A 15169-nucleotide genomic window follows, 5' to 3' on the forward strand; every position below is an offset into this window, starting at 1 on the left:
ATCCATTTCGTGTGTGGAAAAACGGTGTGGTGAAGCTAGACAGTTTTGAATTTCGTGAGTGTTACGACAGAGATTGTTTTAAATAGTGCCGAAAGTACTGGGGATATGGTATCCCCGAACGGCTGCCCGTAAACCCCTTGCGGGCAAGGCTTTTGCGGTTTTTGGGCAGACACAAACCCACACTCTGCCCCACATCAAACCGTAGAAGGTTTGACGGGAGCGGCGCGGCTTAATCTAGGGGGGGTGTAGCGTATCCGACGAGCGGTCGGATCAGAAGGGGTTTTTTTTGCTGTTTTGGCCGTCTAAATACGCCAAATATCGATCTGCACCGCCAAAAATCTCAATCATCCGGATCGCGTGACGCTGTTCGGCGGCCATTCGTCGTTCGGTTCGTTCGCTCTGTTGCTGCGATTGATGCCTCTCCAGGCTTTGGATCCCTCGCCCAACTTCGACCGGAAACAGATAACCGACGGTGACGCTCAGCACCATGATGGCGCTGGCGATCCCGAAACGCACGCGTTTGGCGATCACCGGGACGGGGTGGAACGCCATGGATCGATAAGCAAACACCAGCGCCAGGCACAGCACCATTGTGGCAATTGACAGCATACGTTTACCCCTTAAATTCAAATTGAATGAGCCAGCACCAAGGGTTGGTTTCCGCCGGCGTGTTGGGAAGGCATTGCGCCCAATAGGTTTGGAATTCGACTTTGGTGGCGTAGCCACACGCCTGCCAATCGTGCGGACCTAAGTCGGCAAAGCGGGCAATGTCCAAGTGTTTCACGCGTCCGGTACCGAAGCGCGCGAGCTTTTGCGGGGGAAGCTCTTGCAGCAGTTCGAAGGCGTTGCCCTGTTGAATGGGGGCGATATCGCGGCCAATCAGGCCGATACGGAAGGCGAGGCGAACGGTGCTCATCAGTGCCGGGGTGTCCTCAATGCTCAGGCCCACGGCGGCCAGCTCCTGGTGGTCGATCACCGGCTGAGGATCGAACGGGACGATTACCAGGCGGACCGATCCGCTTTGCACTTTGGCGCTAATTTCAGGCGAAAAGGCCATTTTCTTTAACGAAAAGTCCGTATTTCCGTCATTGGCGCGCGCCAGGGCGGCGTCATTCATTGGGTGGCGCTACCGCCGCTGATTCGCGCCACGCCACTACTTGAGCCCTGGGGAAAAGCTCAGTTAGCTGCTGGCCTTGCCAGAATAGGCCCGCAAAACCACCAGCGCCGCCGTAGGCAGTACTGATCAAAACACTGCCATCACCGAGCTTTATGTCTAGCGCGCATAGGCGCTCCGGCAAGTCTTCGGTTTCCCAGCTGTGGGTGTCTTGGGTCAGCAGCTCGACGGCCTCAACAACCTGACTCACTTCGAAGCCGTCACGCTTGTTAAGCAGCCCTACCGCCGAGGCAATTGCAAAAATGCCCGTCTGCCAGCGATCTTTGCGCACTGGCTTATCATCGCCCGGCCGAAACTCGTAGTCCTCAAGCTTGGCGGAACGGAATTCAGGAAGCCGAAAATCAGCCTCGGTTACTGCTCTTGTGTGTTTCATATGGTCCCCGGCTTACCGGCATTCAATGCTGAAAGTGACACGATCCGGAACACGGTCGTAGGTTTCGAGGTAGACGCCTTCGGCTTCATCCATGGCAGCACTTACGGCCGTCATGGCTTCCGGGTAGGTGAGCGGTCGACCTGGCTGAGTCGCCCACTTGACCTCTGCTGCATCGCCGTCCTTGCCAACGGCCGTAACCATTCCCCACCAGGAAGTGCTTTTTTTGGGCCGGTTGCCGAATGTTTTAGTGGCGCTACCGTTGAATATGGCTTTCATGGGGTGATCCCTTGCATAACTGGCGCCCTTGCGTAAAATCCGGGCTACTTTTCTCTGGCGATTAAAGTGAGAAGAAGCCGCGCAGGCTGTAGAGTCCGCGCGGTTTTTTTTCGCCTGTCGTTTGGTCAAATGCCCTGCGGGATTTCCTCGCCGCCCAAGGCTTCAAACAGCGCCGGCAGAAATTGGCGGAAGGTCAGCATCATCAGGACAAACCCCGCGTCGAGCTGGCCCAAAGCATCTTCACCGCCGTCGGCTTCGGCCTGATTGGTCAGGATGTCCTCAAACTTGATGCCCTTGATGCCCATGCGGTCGTCGAGAGCAAACGACAGCTTGTCCTGGTAAGCCATGGATACCTGAGTGACCAGCTTCCCAGTGCTCAGATGCAGTTGAATTTCGTCGCTGGTCAGATCCTGGCGTTTGCAACGCACAATGCCGCCGTCTTCGTGGGTGTCGCGCAACTCGCACTGATCAAGCACGAAGAAATCGGCCGGCGCCTTCTTGGTGTTTACCCATTCAGTCATGCAGGCGGCCGGGTTGATCTTCACCGTCAGCGGGCGCACAGGCAGCGTGCCTAGAACTTCGCGCAAGGTGGACAGCAAGTCCTCGGCGCGGGCTGGGGAGGACGTGTTGACCAGGATCAGACCGGCCTTCGGATCAATAGCGGCGAAGGTGGTGGATCGGCGGACGAATGCCCGCGGTAGGAAGGCCTGAATGATTTCGTCCTTGATCTGGTCGCGTTCCTTTTTGTAGACCTTGCGCATTTGCTCCGCTTCGATTTCATCGACCTTTTCCTTCACCGCTTCACGCACGACGCTACCCGGCAAAATGCGTTCTTCCTTGCGGGCGCAGATCAGCAGGAAGTCACCACTGACATGCACCAGCGGCGCGTCTTCGCCCTTGCCGAAGGGGGCGGCGAAACCGTAGGTGTTGAGTTCTTGGGTGGCAGTCGGGCGCGCCGGCTTAGTGAGCATCGCCGTTTGCAGCGCTTCGCTGTTGAAGGGCAGGGTTTGGGTGAGGCGGTAGACCAGCAGATTCTTGAAAAACATGGTTGTCCTTAGCGGGGTAGGGCGGACGTGGACCGGATGGCCCACGGGGATTTAGACGCCGGCGAGGTAGGGCACGGGCGCAAAGGGTATGTCGTCGTCATAAGAATCTTTATCAGGGCCGGGGGCGCCCTGCTGATTCTGTTGTGGGCGCGGCGCCTGCTGACGGCCGGCGGTGCTTGGATCGGCTGCGCGTTGGCGCTGTTGCTGTTGTGGCTGGCCTTGCTGGTCGCCCTGTGGACGGCCGCCGAGCAGTTGCATGGTGCCCTGCATGTCGACGACGATTTCAGTGGTGTAGCGCTTGATACCGTCCTTCTCCCACTCGCGAGTGGACAGCTTGCCCTCGATATAGACCTGAGAGCCCTTGCGTAGGTATTCGCCGGCGATTTCCGCGACCTTGCCGAACATGCTTACCCGGTGCCATTCCGTCTTTTCGACCTTCTGGCCGGTCTGCTTGTCGGTCCATTGCTCGCTGGTGGCCAGACTCAGGTTCGTTACCGCGTTGCCGTTGGGTAGGAACCGAGTTTCTGGATCTTGGCCGCATGTACCCACCAATATGACCTTGTTAACGCCGCGAGCCATTGAGGCCTTCCTTCTTCGGTCCTGCGCCCCGCACACCCTTTGTTCCGGGCTGTAGGTTGAGCAGTGATAGTGAATTTAGTCGGTTCTTTGTAGAGCAATCGACCATGTTGTCTTTCTGTGTTCCTGCGAATAGATGTTCGGGCTTCGTGCATGACGTGTTGTCGCAGCTATGACATACGAGCAAGCCGTCAGGTACTGGCCCAAAAGACATTTCGAAGCTGACTCGATGAGCCTTCTCAGGTGAGGCTGAGGTTTTTTTGTCTCTTGGGCTAAGGACGCCATACCCCTCATCATCGGTAGCCCCTGACCAGCCCCAGCAGCCTTCCGTCTTGATTTGATACTTTTCCAATCTTTCAAAAATGCTCGTGATTCGGTGGATGCTGGAGTTGTTGCACGGAATGCTACAAAACTCGCGCCGCTCCCATTGAGCGTTGGAATCTTTCCGGGCCTCAGTGAATACCCCGCTGCATGTTCTGCATATCCGAGTTCTCGCCTTCGCGGTCATTCAGGGCGCCTCCCGTACTTTGTTGACTCCGCGAGCCATAAAAGACCCCTCCTAAACTATCCCTATACATCGTTTGGGCGTAATAACCCCTGTTCGGCGCATAAGATAATGCCTTGCGAAGATTTAAAACAGCGCTTTTATGTTGGGATGGTTTAGTATCTGGTCATATCGATTGATTTGGAGCTGTAACCGCAATGAATCTGGAAGTGTTTGAGGGCGCTATGACGGTTGAAGAGGCCGTGCAAGCCAGCTATCAGGAGCGCCGGCGCCGGTTTTACCTGTACGTCGACCTTAAGGCCGACGGCGTTCGGCTGGACCTGTTCCGGCATTTGCCCGGCAAGGAGCTGCATACCCTGTCAAACCAGGTGAGTGTGGCGTGCAATGACCGGACGGGCATCACCGAAAAGCTGGCGCGGCGCTTGGAATACGTGATCGGCATGCCATTTGGCTACTTCGATCAGCCACTGCCTGAGCGTGAAGTGCGGGCGTCAGTGGCGCGCGGTACCCGGCTGGTGCGTAAGCTGGAAAAGTACGACCTTGATCCGGAATGGGCAGGCCGCAGCAAGAACAAAATCGCGCAAGTGATGGAGTCACCGAGTGGCCAGCGCGGAGTGTCGAAAGCCCTGTATCTGCAAGTGGTTGCGGCGCTGCGTCCGAAAAAAGACAGCGGCAACAACGACGTATAGGGAGCGCGCAATGTTAGACGGCCACCTTTCGGCTATGGTATACAGCACGCCGATTAGGGCCGAACGGCCGACCTCCCACTAAACAGGAGACGAAAAAAAAGAACCCGCCCCCGCCAAGGTTATAGGTTCTTTTTGACTTCCACCAAACTATGAACAAACAACAAGACCATCAATCCGTGAGCTTTCCTTGCTTGCCTTGTGCTATCGGAAGATGGCGCCAAGGGGATTTGCTTTGTTGACGGCCCGAGTATACCACAGGCTCGGGATCTGCAAACTTTCGCGCCTTTTCCAAGAATTTTCTAACGGTGTTTCGCTGAACCGGCCCTTACGCTGTGATTTTCAGTACCCGTCTACGTCCGTCTTTTTTGCCATCAGCATCCAATCTTTAGGGGGTGCTCGATGAGCATCGTTCGCGCCGCACGGAAAGCCCAGTTTTACAACCTTCCCACCAACATCGTCGACGACGATCGATTGTCGTGGGAGGCGCGCGGAATGCTGGTCTACCTCCTGAGCAAGCCTGACATGTGGACCGTCCAAGTCAGGGATCTGATCAACCGCACCAAGAAGGCCATAGGCAAGTCGGCGGGCAAGGACAAGGTTTACAGCATCATCAACGAGCTGCGCGCGGCCGGGTACGTCTACCGGGAGTTCAAGCGGGAAGGCGGCAACTTTGTCGGCGTTGATTACGAAGTGTCGGAAACGCCTGATCTAGAGGCCGCGGCCGAGTATGTGCAGTCGCTGGGAAGTAAAACCAGCTCACCGTTTCCGGATTTGACGGAAACGGTAGAAACCCCTGCACCGTTTCCGGATTTGGCGGAAACGGCCGAATCGTTTACGGCAAAGCCCGAAACATTAGACAGTACTGAAAGAGCAACAAAGATTGAAAAAGCAGTAAAACCTATCACCGACCCCCAGGACGATAAAACGGATCAGGATCGGGCCGCTGTTATCGACTCGACGCTACCCGCTGATTACCCAAGCGATTACCCAAGCAACCCGACCAGTGCGATCTATGCCGCCTGGCTGGCGTATGCCGTGGCATTTCGTGAGCGGTACAAGATTTGGCCCGTCTACAACGCCACTGTGGCCGGGATCATGGGTAAGGCCGTTGCCCGCATCCAGGACGCAACGCCAGCCGCGGCGACCCATTACGTCAAGCATGAATCCGCCGCGTCACTGACCGACAAGCTCCACCCGGTCGCCATCTTTTTGAAGAACTGTGAAAGCTACGCCGGCAAGGCTGTGCTGACCGAAAAAAGCCAAAAGCGGGCGGACAGGGCGGCGGTGGCCGTGCGGGAAGCTGAACAGGCCAGCGCCTCAGCGCCGCTACCAGCCGAAACCATCAAATCCACACCGTCGCCAGCCTCGACCGGCGCCGTAGCCCTGAGCGCGCTCAAAACTCGCGTGGGCATACCGAGCAAGTGATTCACCCGTAACGCCCAAACACTCAATCGCCAGAGAGAAAACAACCATGCGCCATTCAGGTAAAAACCCAACCAAGGCCCAAGACCAGTGGTTCAACGACGTAGCGGACATTTGCGGTTGCATCTGCTGCATGTTGGACGGCTTCCCACGGGACTTTTCAGAGCAGGCCCACGTTTCGATTCACCACTGTGACGGCCGCACCAAACCCCACGCGCATTTCTTCGTGCTGCCGCTGTGTGCCGGCCACCACATGAACGGCTATGGCCAGCGCCCTGGCATGTTGGCGGTTCACGGACACAAAGCGCGCTGGATTGAGAAGTACGCCAGCGAAATCGAGCTGGTGGCCATGTGTGTCCAGTTGGTGGATGCCTCGGGCCGTGCTGTTCCGGATGGCGTGCGTGCGCTGGTGACAGCGTGGGAACAGAGCAATCACGAGGCCGCTTGATGAGCCACACCGAACAGGCACCGGCAAAGCGCAGCACGAAGGTTTGCCGGTGCGGGAGTACTGCCCTGATTAAGTTCAAGTCGCTCAACCGCAAACGGTGCAGCGACTGCAACAAGCTCATGTACTGGCCGCTCGACGACGGCCAGGAACCACTCAACGGCTCGCACCGGGCGGGCCGCAAAACCAAGGACAAGCACCAATGAACGTAAAACGTATCGGCTCCCACACCCTGCCGCTGCCTGAGCGCGCCAAGGCGCGCGACTTCGGTTATGACCTGCGAACCACTCAGGCGGTGACACTCCAGCCCCGCCAGCGCGCCACGATCCCTACCGGCTTCGCCTATGACTTCCTGCCGGACCAGGGCGCACAGGTTTGGCCGCGCAGTGGGTTGGCGGAAAAGCACGGGATCGACACCCTGGCCGGTTTGGTCGACGGCGGCTATCAGGGGGAAGCAAAAGTAATCCTGATCAATCACGGTGATGAGGCGGTGACATTTTAGGCGGGGGATAGAATCGCCCAGTTGGTGATTGTCACCCGTGTGTCGCCGTCGTTCTTCGGCCAGGAGCTGGTCGAGGTGGAAGAGTTCACCACCGCATCAGACCGTGGCGCTGCGGGCTTCGGCCACACAGGCACCGCATAGTTTTACCCGCGCATGTCCGGGGATGATTTTCTATCCCCGGACACAAATCATAAGTTTTATTCAAATAAAGCTTTATAAAATTCAGGGCATAATGATAATCTCGCGTCCTCATCAAAACGCCAGAGAAAAACCCCATGCCCTCCTTGCCACTGATGTTTAGCCGGATGTCGGCGGACCTGTTAGCGCACCGAATGCGCTTCCTGGCCTGCCCGGAAATCCTGGCCGACTTTTACGAAATCAATCCCCCTGCCGATTTTGACGCTGAGCGCTGGGCTGATACCGCCCGCGCGCTGACTGAGGATCTGCGGGCGGGGAAAGCCATCAAGCCGGACCATGCCACTATCGCGTTGCTGGTCGAATCGCTTGAAGGCAATAGCGTTATCGCTAAAGCCCCAATGAGTAGCCGTGCTGGCCTGATTGAAGTGGCCGCCATGATTGCGCACCGACTGGAGCCCTACGCGGGCCGCCCTGTTCATCCGGAGGTTCACTGATATGAAGGATCAAGCCCGAGGCTCTGCCATCACCAAACCTGACTGGGTTGGCGCGATGGTGGGCAACCCCCGCTTTGAGTTCACCGCCCGGCTCTGTACCGGCAATGACAAGCTGCGCCTGATTGCCAAGCATCTGCCGACCGCCACCGTTGCCGAGCTGTTGGTCTGCGGGATCGGAAACGCGGACATGAACACCGCCCGCGTCGAGCTGTGTGAAAGGCTGGTGGCCGCCATGCTGGAAACGGGCATGGTCGAACACGGAAGTAGCCAGTTCGCCCGGCTGCTGCGTTGTGAGTACGCCAACCGCCTGATAGAGGTCATTTCCAGTTACGGCCAAGGCTTCTTCTACTCCCGCAAAAACGACAGCGTGGCGCGCTTGAGCTTTGACCAGCGCGTCTACCTGCATGATGCGAGCGGGACAATGATCGAGGCCAAGGCCACCAGCAAATGGCGGGGGTTTAGCCACGACGGCACGCTGCGTGATTTGGTGCTGCAAATGCGCAACTACGTGATGAGGGGCGAGCGTATCGACCCGGCCTATCTCGGGATCGATCGTCAGTTGGGCGGGGGCAACATTTGGGGCTATCCGCCTGAGCAGATGCGCCTTTGCCGTGAGGCTGCGCAGCAACTGCCGATTATCAACGTCCCGTCGTCGATGGAGTGCGCAGCATGAGCATTCATCTTGGCCCCAAGCCTTTCGGCCATATCCGCGTCAAGTCCGTGTGTGATGAGTGTGGGCGCGCCCGTAGCAGCGGCAACCACGCGAAGTGCAGCAAGAAACGCCAAGTTCGCACCGCATCACTGGGGGCTGGGCAATGACGGAATCACTCCCTAAAGATCCATTCGGCTTGGCTGCTCGCCGGCAAGACATGGCCGAAGCCGCCGCGCTGCAAAGCTGGCTGGTGGGCAATGCCCGGACTGTTCGCCCGGTTGAACATTCCGGCCTCATGGCGTGGGCGCTGGCCGCTCTCAAGGCGAACCCGGCGCTGGTCGAGTTGCATTTGCTTGAAGAGGTTTGCGCGCACTACGCGAACGATGAGGACGCATTCAACCGCGAAGACGGCGAGCCCTTCGGTTCGATCCCTACTTTGGTCGGCATGAAAGCCCGCCAGGCGCGCGAGCGGTTCATTGAGCGTGAAGAGCGCACGAACACCAGCGGGCAGGCTCATTGTCCCAACTGCGCGGTTTGCCACACCAGTGAGGAAACATGCGTTATAGCGCTTAAGCGTTTTAACTCTTTAGCGCTGGTGCGCGATGAGTAGGCGGGCCGAGGCGCAGACCGACATGTTTGCCATGCCGGCGCCCATCGATCCGCCGGCGCCGGTCGCGGTGGTCAGCGTAGAAAGCAAGATCCTCAACGCTACCTATGGCGAGTACTTGGAACACAGTATTCGCTATTACCTCCTGGACGCCCCTGTGGTGCCAGACACCTATTTCGACGGCCTTTGCAAGACGCTTCTGGCCGGCTGGGAACTGGTTACGCACCGGTTCAAACACATGTGTGATGAATCGGCCTTGCGCGCCGGGACGGGGTTTCAACTGCCGTTTCACAAGCTGGACCCAATCGTCTGGATGTGCCGTCAGCACCACGAAACCGCCCTCAAAGACATTTACGGAATCCATCCATGAATAACAATAACCACCCGATTGGCATGGGCGACAGCCTTGAACTGAATGACCTGATCGCCAGGGCGCTGACGGATACTCAGTGGACCACTCAGCGCAAACTGATTGCCGAGTACTTGGCGCCGATTATTCATGCTGCGCAGCACCAGAGCGAGCCGGCGAAACTGGTTTTCCCCAGCATGCTGCGCAAAATGTGGTCGGGCGGCGATGTGGGCCGGTGGATTGCCAACGAAGGTCCGCTTTATCGCAAGCCTTTGGTCACATATGGCGACACCGCCACGCTTCAACGCATTTACGAGCTGATTGGCATTGGTGAGCTGGCGCGTTCCCCCGCCGCACTGCTGGGCCATCTGGAAACCATTCAGCGGTTTTCAAACTACCTCAGCGCAGTAGAGCGCGAGTTTTTCATGGTTCCGGGCGCGCCAGGCGATGAGCCTGGAGACGAAGGTGCTGAGCCGGATGATGATTGTTTGGTGAACAAATGGGCCGCCGAGTCAGAAGAGCAGTACGTCGAGCAGTTCCGCACAGCCCTTATGCTGATTTCCAAGCCCGCCGGGGAGCCGGTGGCGCACATCCAGTTTGGCGAGGCCGACTCGGGCGAGATAGGCGATTACGAGATTGAGCCCAACCGCAAGGTGTGTGAGGCCTTGAACCTGGCGGACAACGGCAACGGGACGATCTACGACCTATACCCATATCCGCATCAGAAGGCCGCCGAGCAGTGACCAAGCACCTGGTGTGGTTCGCGCCTCAGTACGGGAATCCCGGCCGCTGGCGCGAATGCACCGTAGACCGGTTCGGGGTGTGGCGTGGCCCTACAGGCTCGTACATCCCGGCCCCAAGCCCTGATCGAGTAAAGAAATGAGCAACTGTGACTGGAACAGCGCAGACCGCAACCGGGAACTTGCCCGCGAGCGTGCCGAGCGCCGCGACCCTTTTCACCCGATCCGTCGCACAAAGGGCGAAAAGCACCGCAATAGGAATGCACGCAAATGAAAGCACTATCCATCCGCCAGCCGTGGGCGTGGCTCATCATCCACGGCGGCAAAGACATCGAAAACCGCAGTTGGCACACAAAGTACCGGGGCCGCTTCCTGGTACACGCTGCCAAGGGCATGACAAGGGACGAATACGCCGATGCCTATCGGTTCGCCATGGAACGCGGCATTACCGACATGCCCCGCTTTGCTGAGCTGCAACGTGGCGGGATTGTCGGATCTGTTGAGTTGGTCGACAGCCTGGACCACAGCGATTCGCCTTGGTACATGGGGCAGAAGGGGTATTTGCTGCGCGCGCCTCAGTATCTGCCGTTCATTCCGTACCCTGGCCAGCTCCAATTCTTCGAAGTGCCGAACAACCTACTGCCACAAGGGGCTGATCATAGCGCGCCTGTCCAACGGCCTCACGATTTACTCCGATCCGTGTATTCCTGAAACAAAAGAGTCGCACCGCCAGGAGCGAAAGTGGGCGCATCGCTGTATGTGGCACCGGTACCAGCGTTTCACGATCAAAACCGCGCGAGTGGTCATCAAGACGCCCGCCGGGCTTTTTGCGCATCCGACCACTGTTGAAATGTTGCAGAACAAACTTCTGGCAGGGTTTTAGGCATGACTGATATCGATCCGACCGAGCTTGAACGCGTCATTCGCAAGATCAAGCACTGCCTGGCGCTGTCGACCAGCTCCAACGAGCACGAGGCGGCCACGGCCATGCGCCAGGCTCAGGCCTTGATGGCGAAGTACCGCCTGACTGACACGCAGGTACACCTCAGTGACGTCGGCCTGTCCAAGAGCGAAAAGGAAAAAACGAAGCGCGAACAGTGGGAGCGCTTACTTGCCTCCGTAGTGGCTGGCGTCTTCGACTGCGAAACACTTACAAGCATTACATGGAGCGCCACCAAGCGGTGCCGCGTGGAAGTCGCTGTGTTTATTGGTGTGGCGCCTGCGCCGGAAATCGCCCGTTATGCCTACGACACCCTGCACCGCCAGTGCATGGCAGCGCGCAAAATCTATGTCGAAAAAATCAATCGCAAAGAGATTCCCGCGACCGGCGTGAGCGCCAAGGCCCGTGGCGGGCATTTTTCTGTCTATTGGGTGCAGCAGGTAGACAAGAAGCTACAGGCCCTTGTGCCCACTGGCGAAGACGATCCGGTGCAACGCGAAAGCAATACCTGCGCGCTGATCGCGATCAAGAGCAAGGGCGAAGAGCTGATAAAGGCGTATATCCACAACCTCACCGAGGGGAAAGGCCCGGCACCAGGTGCGCCAATGCGCCGAATGAAGATCAGCGGGCTTGATGCGTTCCATGGTGCGCAGGCTGGCCAGAAGGCCCAAGTCAATCACGGTGTTGGCACGACAGGCGAGCCGCTGACTGCCATTGGCCAGGCACCACTAGGAACACAGGGGAGCTTTCTGTGACTGAATTTGTATTGCAGGACTCGCGCGGCAATACCGGCGACCGCCTGATGTTTTGGGGTAAGAACGGATCCGGCTACACGACGAACCTGGACGCGGCTCAGCGCTACACCAAGGAAGAGGCGAGCAGCCAGAACGAGTGCCGTGAAACCGATCTGCCTTGGCCGCTGGCGTACCTGTTGGAGCACCACACGCTGGCGGTCGATTGCCAGTATGTGAAACCGGACGAAATCGCGACGCAGTTGGATGGTACCGAGCCCGTCTACCTGTATGCGGCGCGCGCCTGGAATGGCAACGATCTGCTGTGGCAGACCGCGGATGGTCGGCACAGCGACAACCTGGCCGAGGCTGAGGCATTTGAGGGGAGCATGGGCGTCTCTATTGGGGCTGTGGGGCGTAACGGCCTGAGAGCGATCCCCAAGGCCATCGCTGACGGGTTGGCGCGCAAGGTGGTGGCCAGCGCGAAGGTAAACCACAAGAAAGCGCTGCGCGGCACAGGGATTATGCTGGCCAAGCGGCAGAAACCGTCGCGCTCAAGTATTCAGAACTGCGGTGGATGCGGTCGTTTTGTGCCTTCCCCGGTCTATACCGACTGCTCGCACTGCGGCGGTAGCAACGCGCCCTGATCCAGCCACTATAAAGCGCTATAACATCTTAACGGCAAAGCGCCATAACGCTTTGCCGTTTTTATTTGAGAGGGTGGGCGTCATGCTTGAGGTAATAGGGACAATACGAATGAAGCGCTTCGCGGCCAACACGGCGGGCCGGGATTTTGCTGTGGGCGATATCCACGGCCATTTCACCCGGCTGCAAAAGGCACTGGACGCGGTGGGGTTTGATCCGGAGCGCGACCGGCTATTCAGCGCCGGCGACCTGGTGGACCGTGGCCCTGAATGTCGCGACGTCCTGGAGTGGCTGGCCAAGCCATGGTTTCACCCGGTGCGCGGCAATCACGACGATTACGTGTGTCGGTTCGATACCTGCGATGTGGACAACTGGATCTACAACGGCGGCTCGTGGTTCGCGGGTTTATCGCTGTTTGAACAGAAAGAGTTCGCTGTGCAGTTCGCCGAGATTCCTATCGCCATTGAGGTCGAGACGGCCGGCGGGCTGGTGGGGGTAGTTCACGCTGATTGTCCGTTCCAGTCATGGGATCGATTGCGTGACGAGCTGGAATCTCCGGAGAGCAAAAAGCGCCTGCGCCTGGTGCATAACACCTGCATGTGGTCCCGCAAGCGGGTAGAGGAAGGTGACACGACGCCGGTGGATGGCGTGCGGGCGCTGGTGGTTGGTCACAGCCCGCTCCGGGCGCCGCTGGTGCTAGGGAACGTCCATCACATTGATACGGGTGGCTGGCGCAGTGACTGGGGGCATTTCACCCTGATCGACCTATCAACGCTGGCCACCTATCCCGCCGCCCCTCCAAAGCTTCTGCCCGACTGGCAATAACTGCAATGAGTTAAAGCGTTAAAACGTTAATGACACATTAGCGTTTTTATGTAAATATGCCCGTGCAGTCCAGCCAGAGAAAAGGATTACCCCCCATGAACGATTACCAAACGCCGAAAGCAGGCCAGGAGCGCGCAAATGGCTGACTACCTGCTAGTTACCCGCGAGCTGCTGGCGGGCCTGTATGAGGATCTTGAGCGCGCCGCGCCGGGAATGCCGTGCTTGAAGTCTGATGCGGGCGCTCGCCGCAACTTGCTGCGCCTCATTCTGGCCCGCAAGCCGACCGAGCACGCCCGGCCGGTCCCTACCACCACCGAAGAGCTGGCAGAGCAGGCAAAAGCGACAGCCGAACGTCTGCGCCATGGTGAGCGTTTGTTGCGCCGCTGCCTGCCGTTAATTGTGGAAGGTGGCCGCAATGTCGAGGGCGGATCAGCGACGGACGCTGTAGAGCGTTTCCTTAAGACTGCCTACCGTGGGGGTGAGGTATGAGTGCGACAAACGGACCAGTTCGCCACGACATCATGTTCAGCATGTCGGACGCGAGCAAAGAGCGTGTTGACCTGTTGCTGCGTCAGTGTGGCCACGCCAGCCTCAATTTGCTGTTGGCGCGCGGGCTGGCGCTAGTGCAGTGGGTTGAGGATCAGCAGGACCAAGGCCGTACCGTTGGCGCTGTGATCTATGGCGCGGAAGGCGGCGAAGACGAAGTGTTTGAGCTGGAAGAGCGCCCGGAGCTGTTGAAGCCCCAGCCGCGGCCCCAGTCGTTGCCGACGCAAGTGAAGGCTGCGGCGCCGGTGGTCGAGCCAACCCCAGCCCCAAAGCCTGAGCCGGTGGCCAGCACCGCACCGGTGATTGATCCGGCCAAGCTGGTGGCTCGCCCGAAAACCCCGCCGCCGGTAACTCAGCCGAGATATCGGGCTCCGAGCGGTCGCGAGCAGCAATTGCGCGCCCATATCCCCAACGACAACGGCCCGGTAAAGACCCATACGTGGGTGCGCTGGAGGTGCAAAATGGATAAGCGCCTGCCGCCGATCCTCATTGGTGATGACCGAGCGCTACCGGGCGAGCTGACCCTTGAGCACCTTCCAGAGCTTGAGCGCATGCTGGTGGATGCTCGCCACGCCACGCACTTCCAACTAACCAAAGATAACTACCTTGCGTATTACGGCTTCCAAGCTGGCAAGGGGAAGCGCGGCGGCTGGTGCTATGTCGAAGAGGGCTCTATGCAACTGCGCAAGGACGACCATTGCGACGGCGGGCTGTTTGCGATCTTCCCTGTGGTGATGGCGGTGGAGTACTTGCGCCGCTTGGCCAATCCTCGGGCAGCGGTGGCCAGCGCATGAGCGCCCGGACGCATTGCGCCTTTGAGGCGTTCGTGATTGACCAGCACAGCGCGCAGATGAAGGCCGCCGGGCACCAGTTCACCGAGGCGATGCGCCAGCACCTGGTCAAAACGCTTGAGCATGGGCGGCCGTATTACAGCTTTATCGAAGGCGGGGAGCAGTGGCCCGCTTTTGAGGCGGCTTGGAAGCTTTCTCGGGAGGCGCTGGTGATTACGTTGCCGGCGCGTGCTAAACCGATCGATTACCAAGGCCGTGCGATTTTCAGCATGGGCGGCGAAGGCCGGAACGCGGCGATTGATGAGGTCCGCGTCATTATCGAATCAGAAGGGGTAACGGTCGTATGAGTAATGAATCGAAAATGGTACCGGTAGCACTGTTGCGCAATATCGAAATGACCTGGCGCCAGGCGTCCGGGTTTTCCAACAAGGCAAATGACCTGATCGAAACCGGCCTGCCTGAATTGCGTGACCTACTCGCCGCCGCCCCTGTAGCGCAGCAAGCTGAAACGGCAACCTGCGCAAAATCGCAAGTTGGTGCGCAGCCGGTGTACCAGACGCAGTACATGGGCGAAGGTGGTGGCGGATGGGTTGACGTTGAACTGGCTGAGTACGAGCGAGATACAAGGCACGACAGCTATTTGACGCGGATCGTCTATACCCACTCCGATGCGGGCGAGGTTGAGCGGTTGCGGTCGGAAATT

At 58.6% G+C, this 15169-nt stretch carries 24 protein-coding genes and 1 pseudogene; 18 read left to right on the forward strand and 7 right to left on the reverse strand.

The features are described from left to right. Positions 1–270: 270 nt before the first annotated feature. From K0F88_RS31175 to K0F88_RS33100, 7 genes are all read right to left on the reverse strand, one after another. A complete protein-coding gene (locus K0F88_RS31175; RefSeq protein ID WP_219097753.1) occupies positions 271–609 on the reverse strand; it encodes a hypothetical protein in 339 nt (112 codons plus the stop codon). Between the two features lie 4 nt (positions 610–613). Continuing rightward, positions 614–1117 (reverse strand): hypothetical protein, encoded by a 504-nt coding sequence (locus K0F88_RS31180; protein WP_219097754.1) that lies wholly within the window; start codon positions 1115–1117, stop codon positions 614–616. Further along, positions 1110–1547: a hypothetical protein gene (locus K0F88_RS31185; protein ID WP_219097755.1), complete on the reverse strand. Its 438-nt coding sequence runs from the start codon at positions 1545–1547 to the stop codon at positions 1110–1112. The genes K0F88_RS31180 and K0F88_RS31185 overlap by 8 nt, the downstream gene beginning before the upstream one ends. Positions 1548–1559: 12 nt before the next feature. After that, a complete protein-coding gene (locus K0F88_RS31190; RefSeq protein WP_219097756.1) occupies positions 1560–1823 on the reverse strand; it encodes a hypothetical protein in 264 nt (87 codons plus the stop codon). A 125-nt stretch (positions 1824–1948) separates the two neighbouring features. Further along, positions 1949–2869 (reverse strand): recombination-associated protein RdgC, encoded by a 921-nt coding sequence (gene rdgC / locus K0F88_RS31195; protein WP_219097757.1) that lies wholly within the window; start codon positions 2867–2869, stop codon positions 1949–1951. A 51-nt stretch (positions 2870–2920) separates the two neighbouring features. After that, positions 2921–3448, reverse strand: a complete 528-nt coding sequence (locus K0F88_RS31200; RefSeq protein ID WP_219097758.1) for a single-stranded DNA-binding protein — start codon at positions 3446–3448, stop codon at positions 2921–2923. Further along, the gene (locus tag K0F88_RS33100; protein WP_219097759.1) at positions 3432–3953 is read right to left on the reverse strand and encodes an HNH endonuclease signature motif containing protein; all 522 of its coding nucleotides are present in this window, start codon (positions 3951–3953) and stop codon (positions 3432–3434) included. Before K0F88_RS33100 ends, K0F88_RS31200 begins: the two co-directional genes overlap by 17 nt. 194 nt (positions 3954–4147) lie before the next feature. Here K0F88_RS33100 and K0F88_RS31210 point away from each other — a divergent pair, with 194 nt between their 5' ends. From K0F88_RS31210 to K0F88_RS31295, 18 genes and pseudogenes are all read left to right on the forward strand, one after another. Next, positions 4148–4639: a hypothetical protein gene (locus K0F88_RS31210; protein ID WP_219097760.1), complete on the forward strand. Its 492-nt coding sequence runs from the start codon at positions 4148–4150 to the stop codon at positions 4637–4639. A 399-nt stretch (positions 4640–5038) separates the two neighbouring features. Continuing rightward, positions 5039–6064: a hypothetical protein gene (locus tag K0F88_RS31215; RefSeq protein ID WP_219097761.1), complete on the forward strand. Its 1026-nt coding sequence runs from the start codon at positions 5039–5041 to the stop codon at positions 6062–6064. A gap of 46 nt (positions 6065–6110) precedes the next feature. Next, positions 6111–6509, forward strand: coding sequence for a Ref family recombination enhancement nuclease (locus tag K0F88_RS31220; RefSeq protein WP_219097762.1), 399 nt, complete (start codon positions 6111–6113; stop codon positions 6507–6509). After that, the gene (locus K0F88_RS31225) at positions 6509–6712 is read left to right on the forward strand and encodes a hypothetical protein (protein ID WP_219097763.1); all 204 of its coding nucleotides are present in this window, start codon (positions 6509–6511) and stop codon (positions 6710–6712) included. Before K0F88_RS31220 ends, K0F88_RS31225 begins: the two co-directional genes overlap by 1 nt. Continuing rightward, positions 6709–7149 (forward strand): annotated as a pseudogene (gene dut, locus K0F88_RS31230) (dUTP diphosphatase). The gene K0F88_RS31225 and the pseudogene dut overlap by 4 nt, the downstream one beginning before the upstream one ends. 134 nt (positions 7150–7283) lie before the next feature. Beyond that, positions 7284–7640 (forward strand): hypothetical protein, encoded by a 357-nt coding sequence (locus K0F88_RS31235; protein WP_219097764.1) that lies wholly within the window; start codon positions 7284–7286, stop codon positions 7638–7640. Position 7641: 1 nt separating this feature from the next. Continuing rightward, positions 7642–8313 carry a hypothetical protein gene (locus K0F88_RS31240; protein ID WP_219097765.1) on the forward strand — a complete coding sequence of 224 codons (672 nt, stop codon included), beginning with the start codon at positions 7642–7644 and terminating at the stop codon, positions 8311–8313. Positions 8314–8455: 142 nt separating this feature from the next. Then, positions 8456–8902 (forward strand): hypothetical protein, encoded by a 447-nt coding sequence (locus tag K0F88_RS31245; protein ID WP_219097766.1) that lies wholly within the window; start codon positions 8456–8458, stop codon positions 8900–8902. Positions 8903–8924: 22 nt separating this feature from the next. Next, entirely contained in the window at positions 8925–9269 is a 345-nt protein-coding gene (locus K0F88_RS31250) for a hypothetical protein (RefSeq protein ID WP_219097767.1), read from the forward strand. Beyond that, a complete protein-coding gene (locus tag K0F88_RS31255; protein WP_219097768.1) occupies positions 9266–9991 on the forward strand; it encodes a hypothetical protein in 726 nt (241 codons plus the stop codon). Before K0F88_RS31250 ends, K0F88_RS31255 begins: the two co-directional genes overlap by 4 nt. Before the next feature lie 267 nt (positions 9992–10258). Continuing rightward, complete coding sequence (locus K0F88_RS31260; protein ID WP_219097769.1) at positions 10259–10699, forward strand: ASCH domain-containing protein; 441 nt, start codon at positions 10259–10261, stop codon at positions 10697–10699. A gap of 174 nt (positions 10700–10873) precedes the next feature. After that, positions 10874–11683: a DUF2786 domain-containing protein gene (locus tag K0F88_RS31265; RefSeq protein ID WP_219097770.1), complete on the forward strand. Its 810-nt coding sequence runs from the start codon at positions 10874–10876 to the stop codon at positions 11681–11683. Then, a complete protein-coding gene (locus K0F88_RS31270) occupies positions 11680–12306 on the forward strand; it encodes a hypothetical protein (protein WP_219097771.1) in 627 nt (208 codons plus the stop codon). Before K0F88_RS31265 ends, K0F88_RS31270 begins: the two co-directional genes overlap by 4 nt. Positions 12307–12388: 82 nt before the next feature. After that, positions 12389–13129: a metallophosphoesterase gene (locus K0F88_RS31275; protein ID WP_219097772.1), complete on the forward strand. Its 741-nt coding sequence runs from the start codon at positions 12389–12391 to the stop codon at positions 13127–13129. A 138-nt stretch (positions 13130–13267) separates the two neighbouring features. Beyond that, positions 13268–13618: a hypothetical protein gene (locus tag K0F88_RS31280; RefSeq protein WP_219097773.1), complete on the forward strand. Its 351-nt coding sequence runs from the start codon at positions 13268–13270 to the stop codon at positions 13616–13618. Beyond that, complete coding sequence (locus tag K0F88_RS31285) at positions 13615–14469, forward strand: hypothetical protein (RefSeq protein WP_219097774.1); 855 nt, start codon at positions 13615–13617, stop codon at positions 14467–14469. Before K0F88_RS31280 ends, K0F88_RS31285 begins: the two co-directional genes overlap by 4 nt. Beyond that, a complete protein-coding gene (locus K0F88_RS31290) occupies positions 14466–14813 on the forward strand; it encodes a hypothetical protein (RefSeq protein WP_219097775.1) in 348 nt (115 codons plus the stop codon). Before K0F88_RS31285 ends, K0F88_RS31290 begins: the two co-directional genes overlap by 4 nt. Continuing rightward, positions 14810–15169 (forward strand): hypothetical protein (locus K0F88_RS31295; RefSeq protein ID WP_219097776.1); only part of this gene is annotated, 360 nt, incomplete at its 3' end. The genes K0F88_RS31290 and K0F88_RS31295, both read left to right, overlap by 4 nt.

It is taken from the genome of Pseudomonas sp. UMAB-40 (assembly GCF_900095275.1).
GTDB classification, from domain to species: Bacteria; Pseudomonadota; Gammaproteobacteria; order Pseudomonadales; family Pseudomonadaceae; genus Aquipseudomonas; species Aquipseudomonas mandelii_B.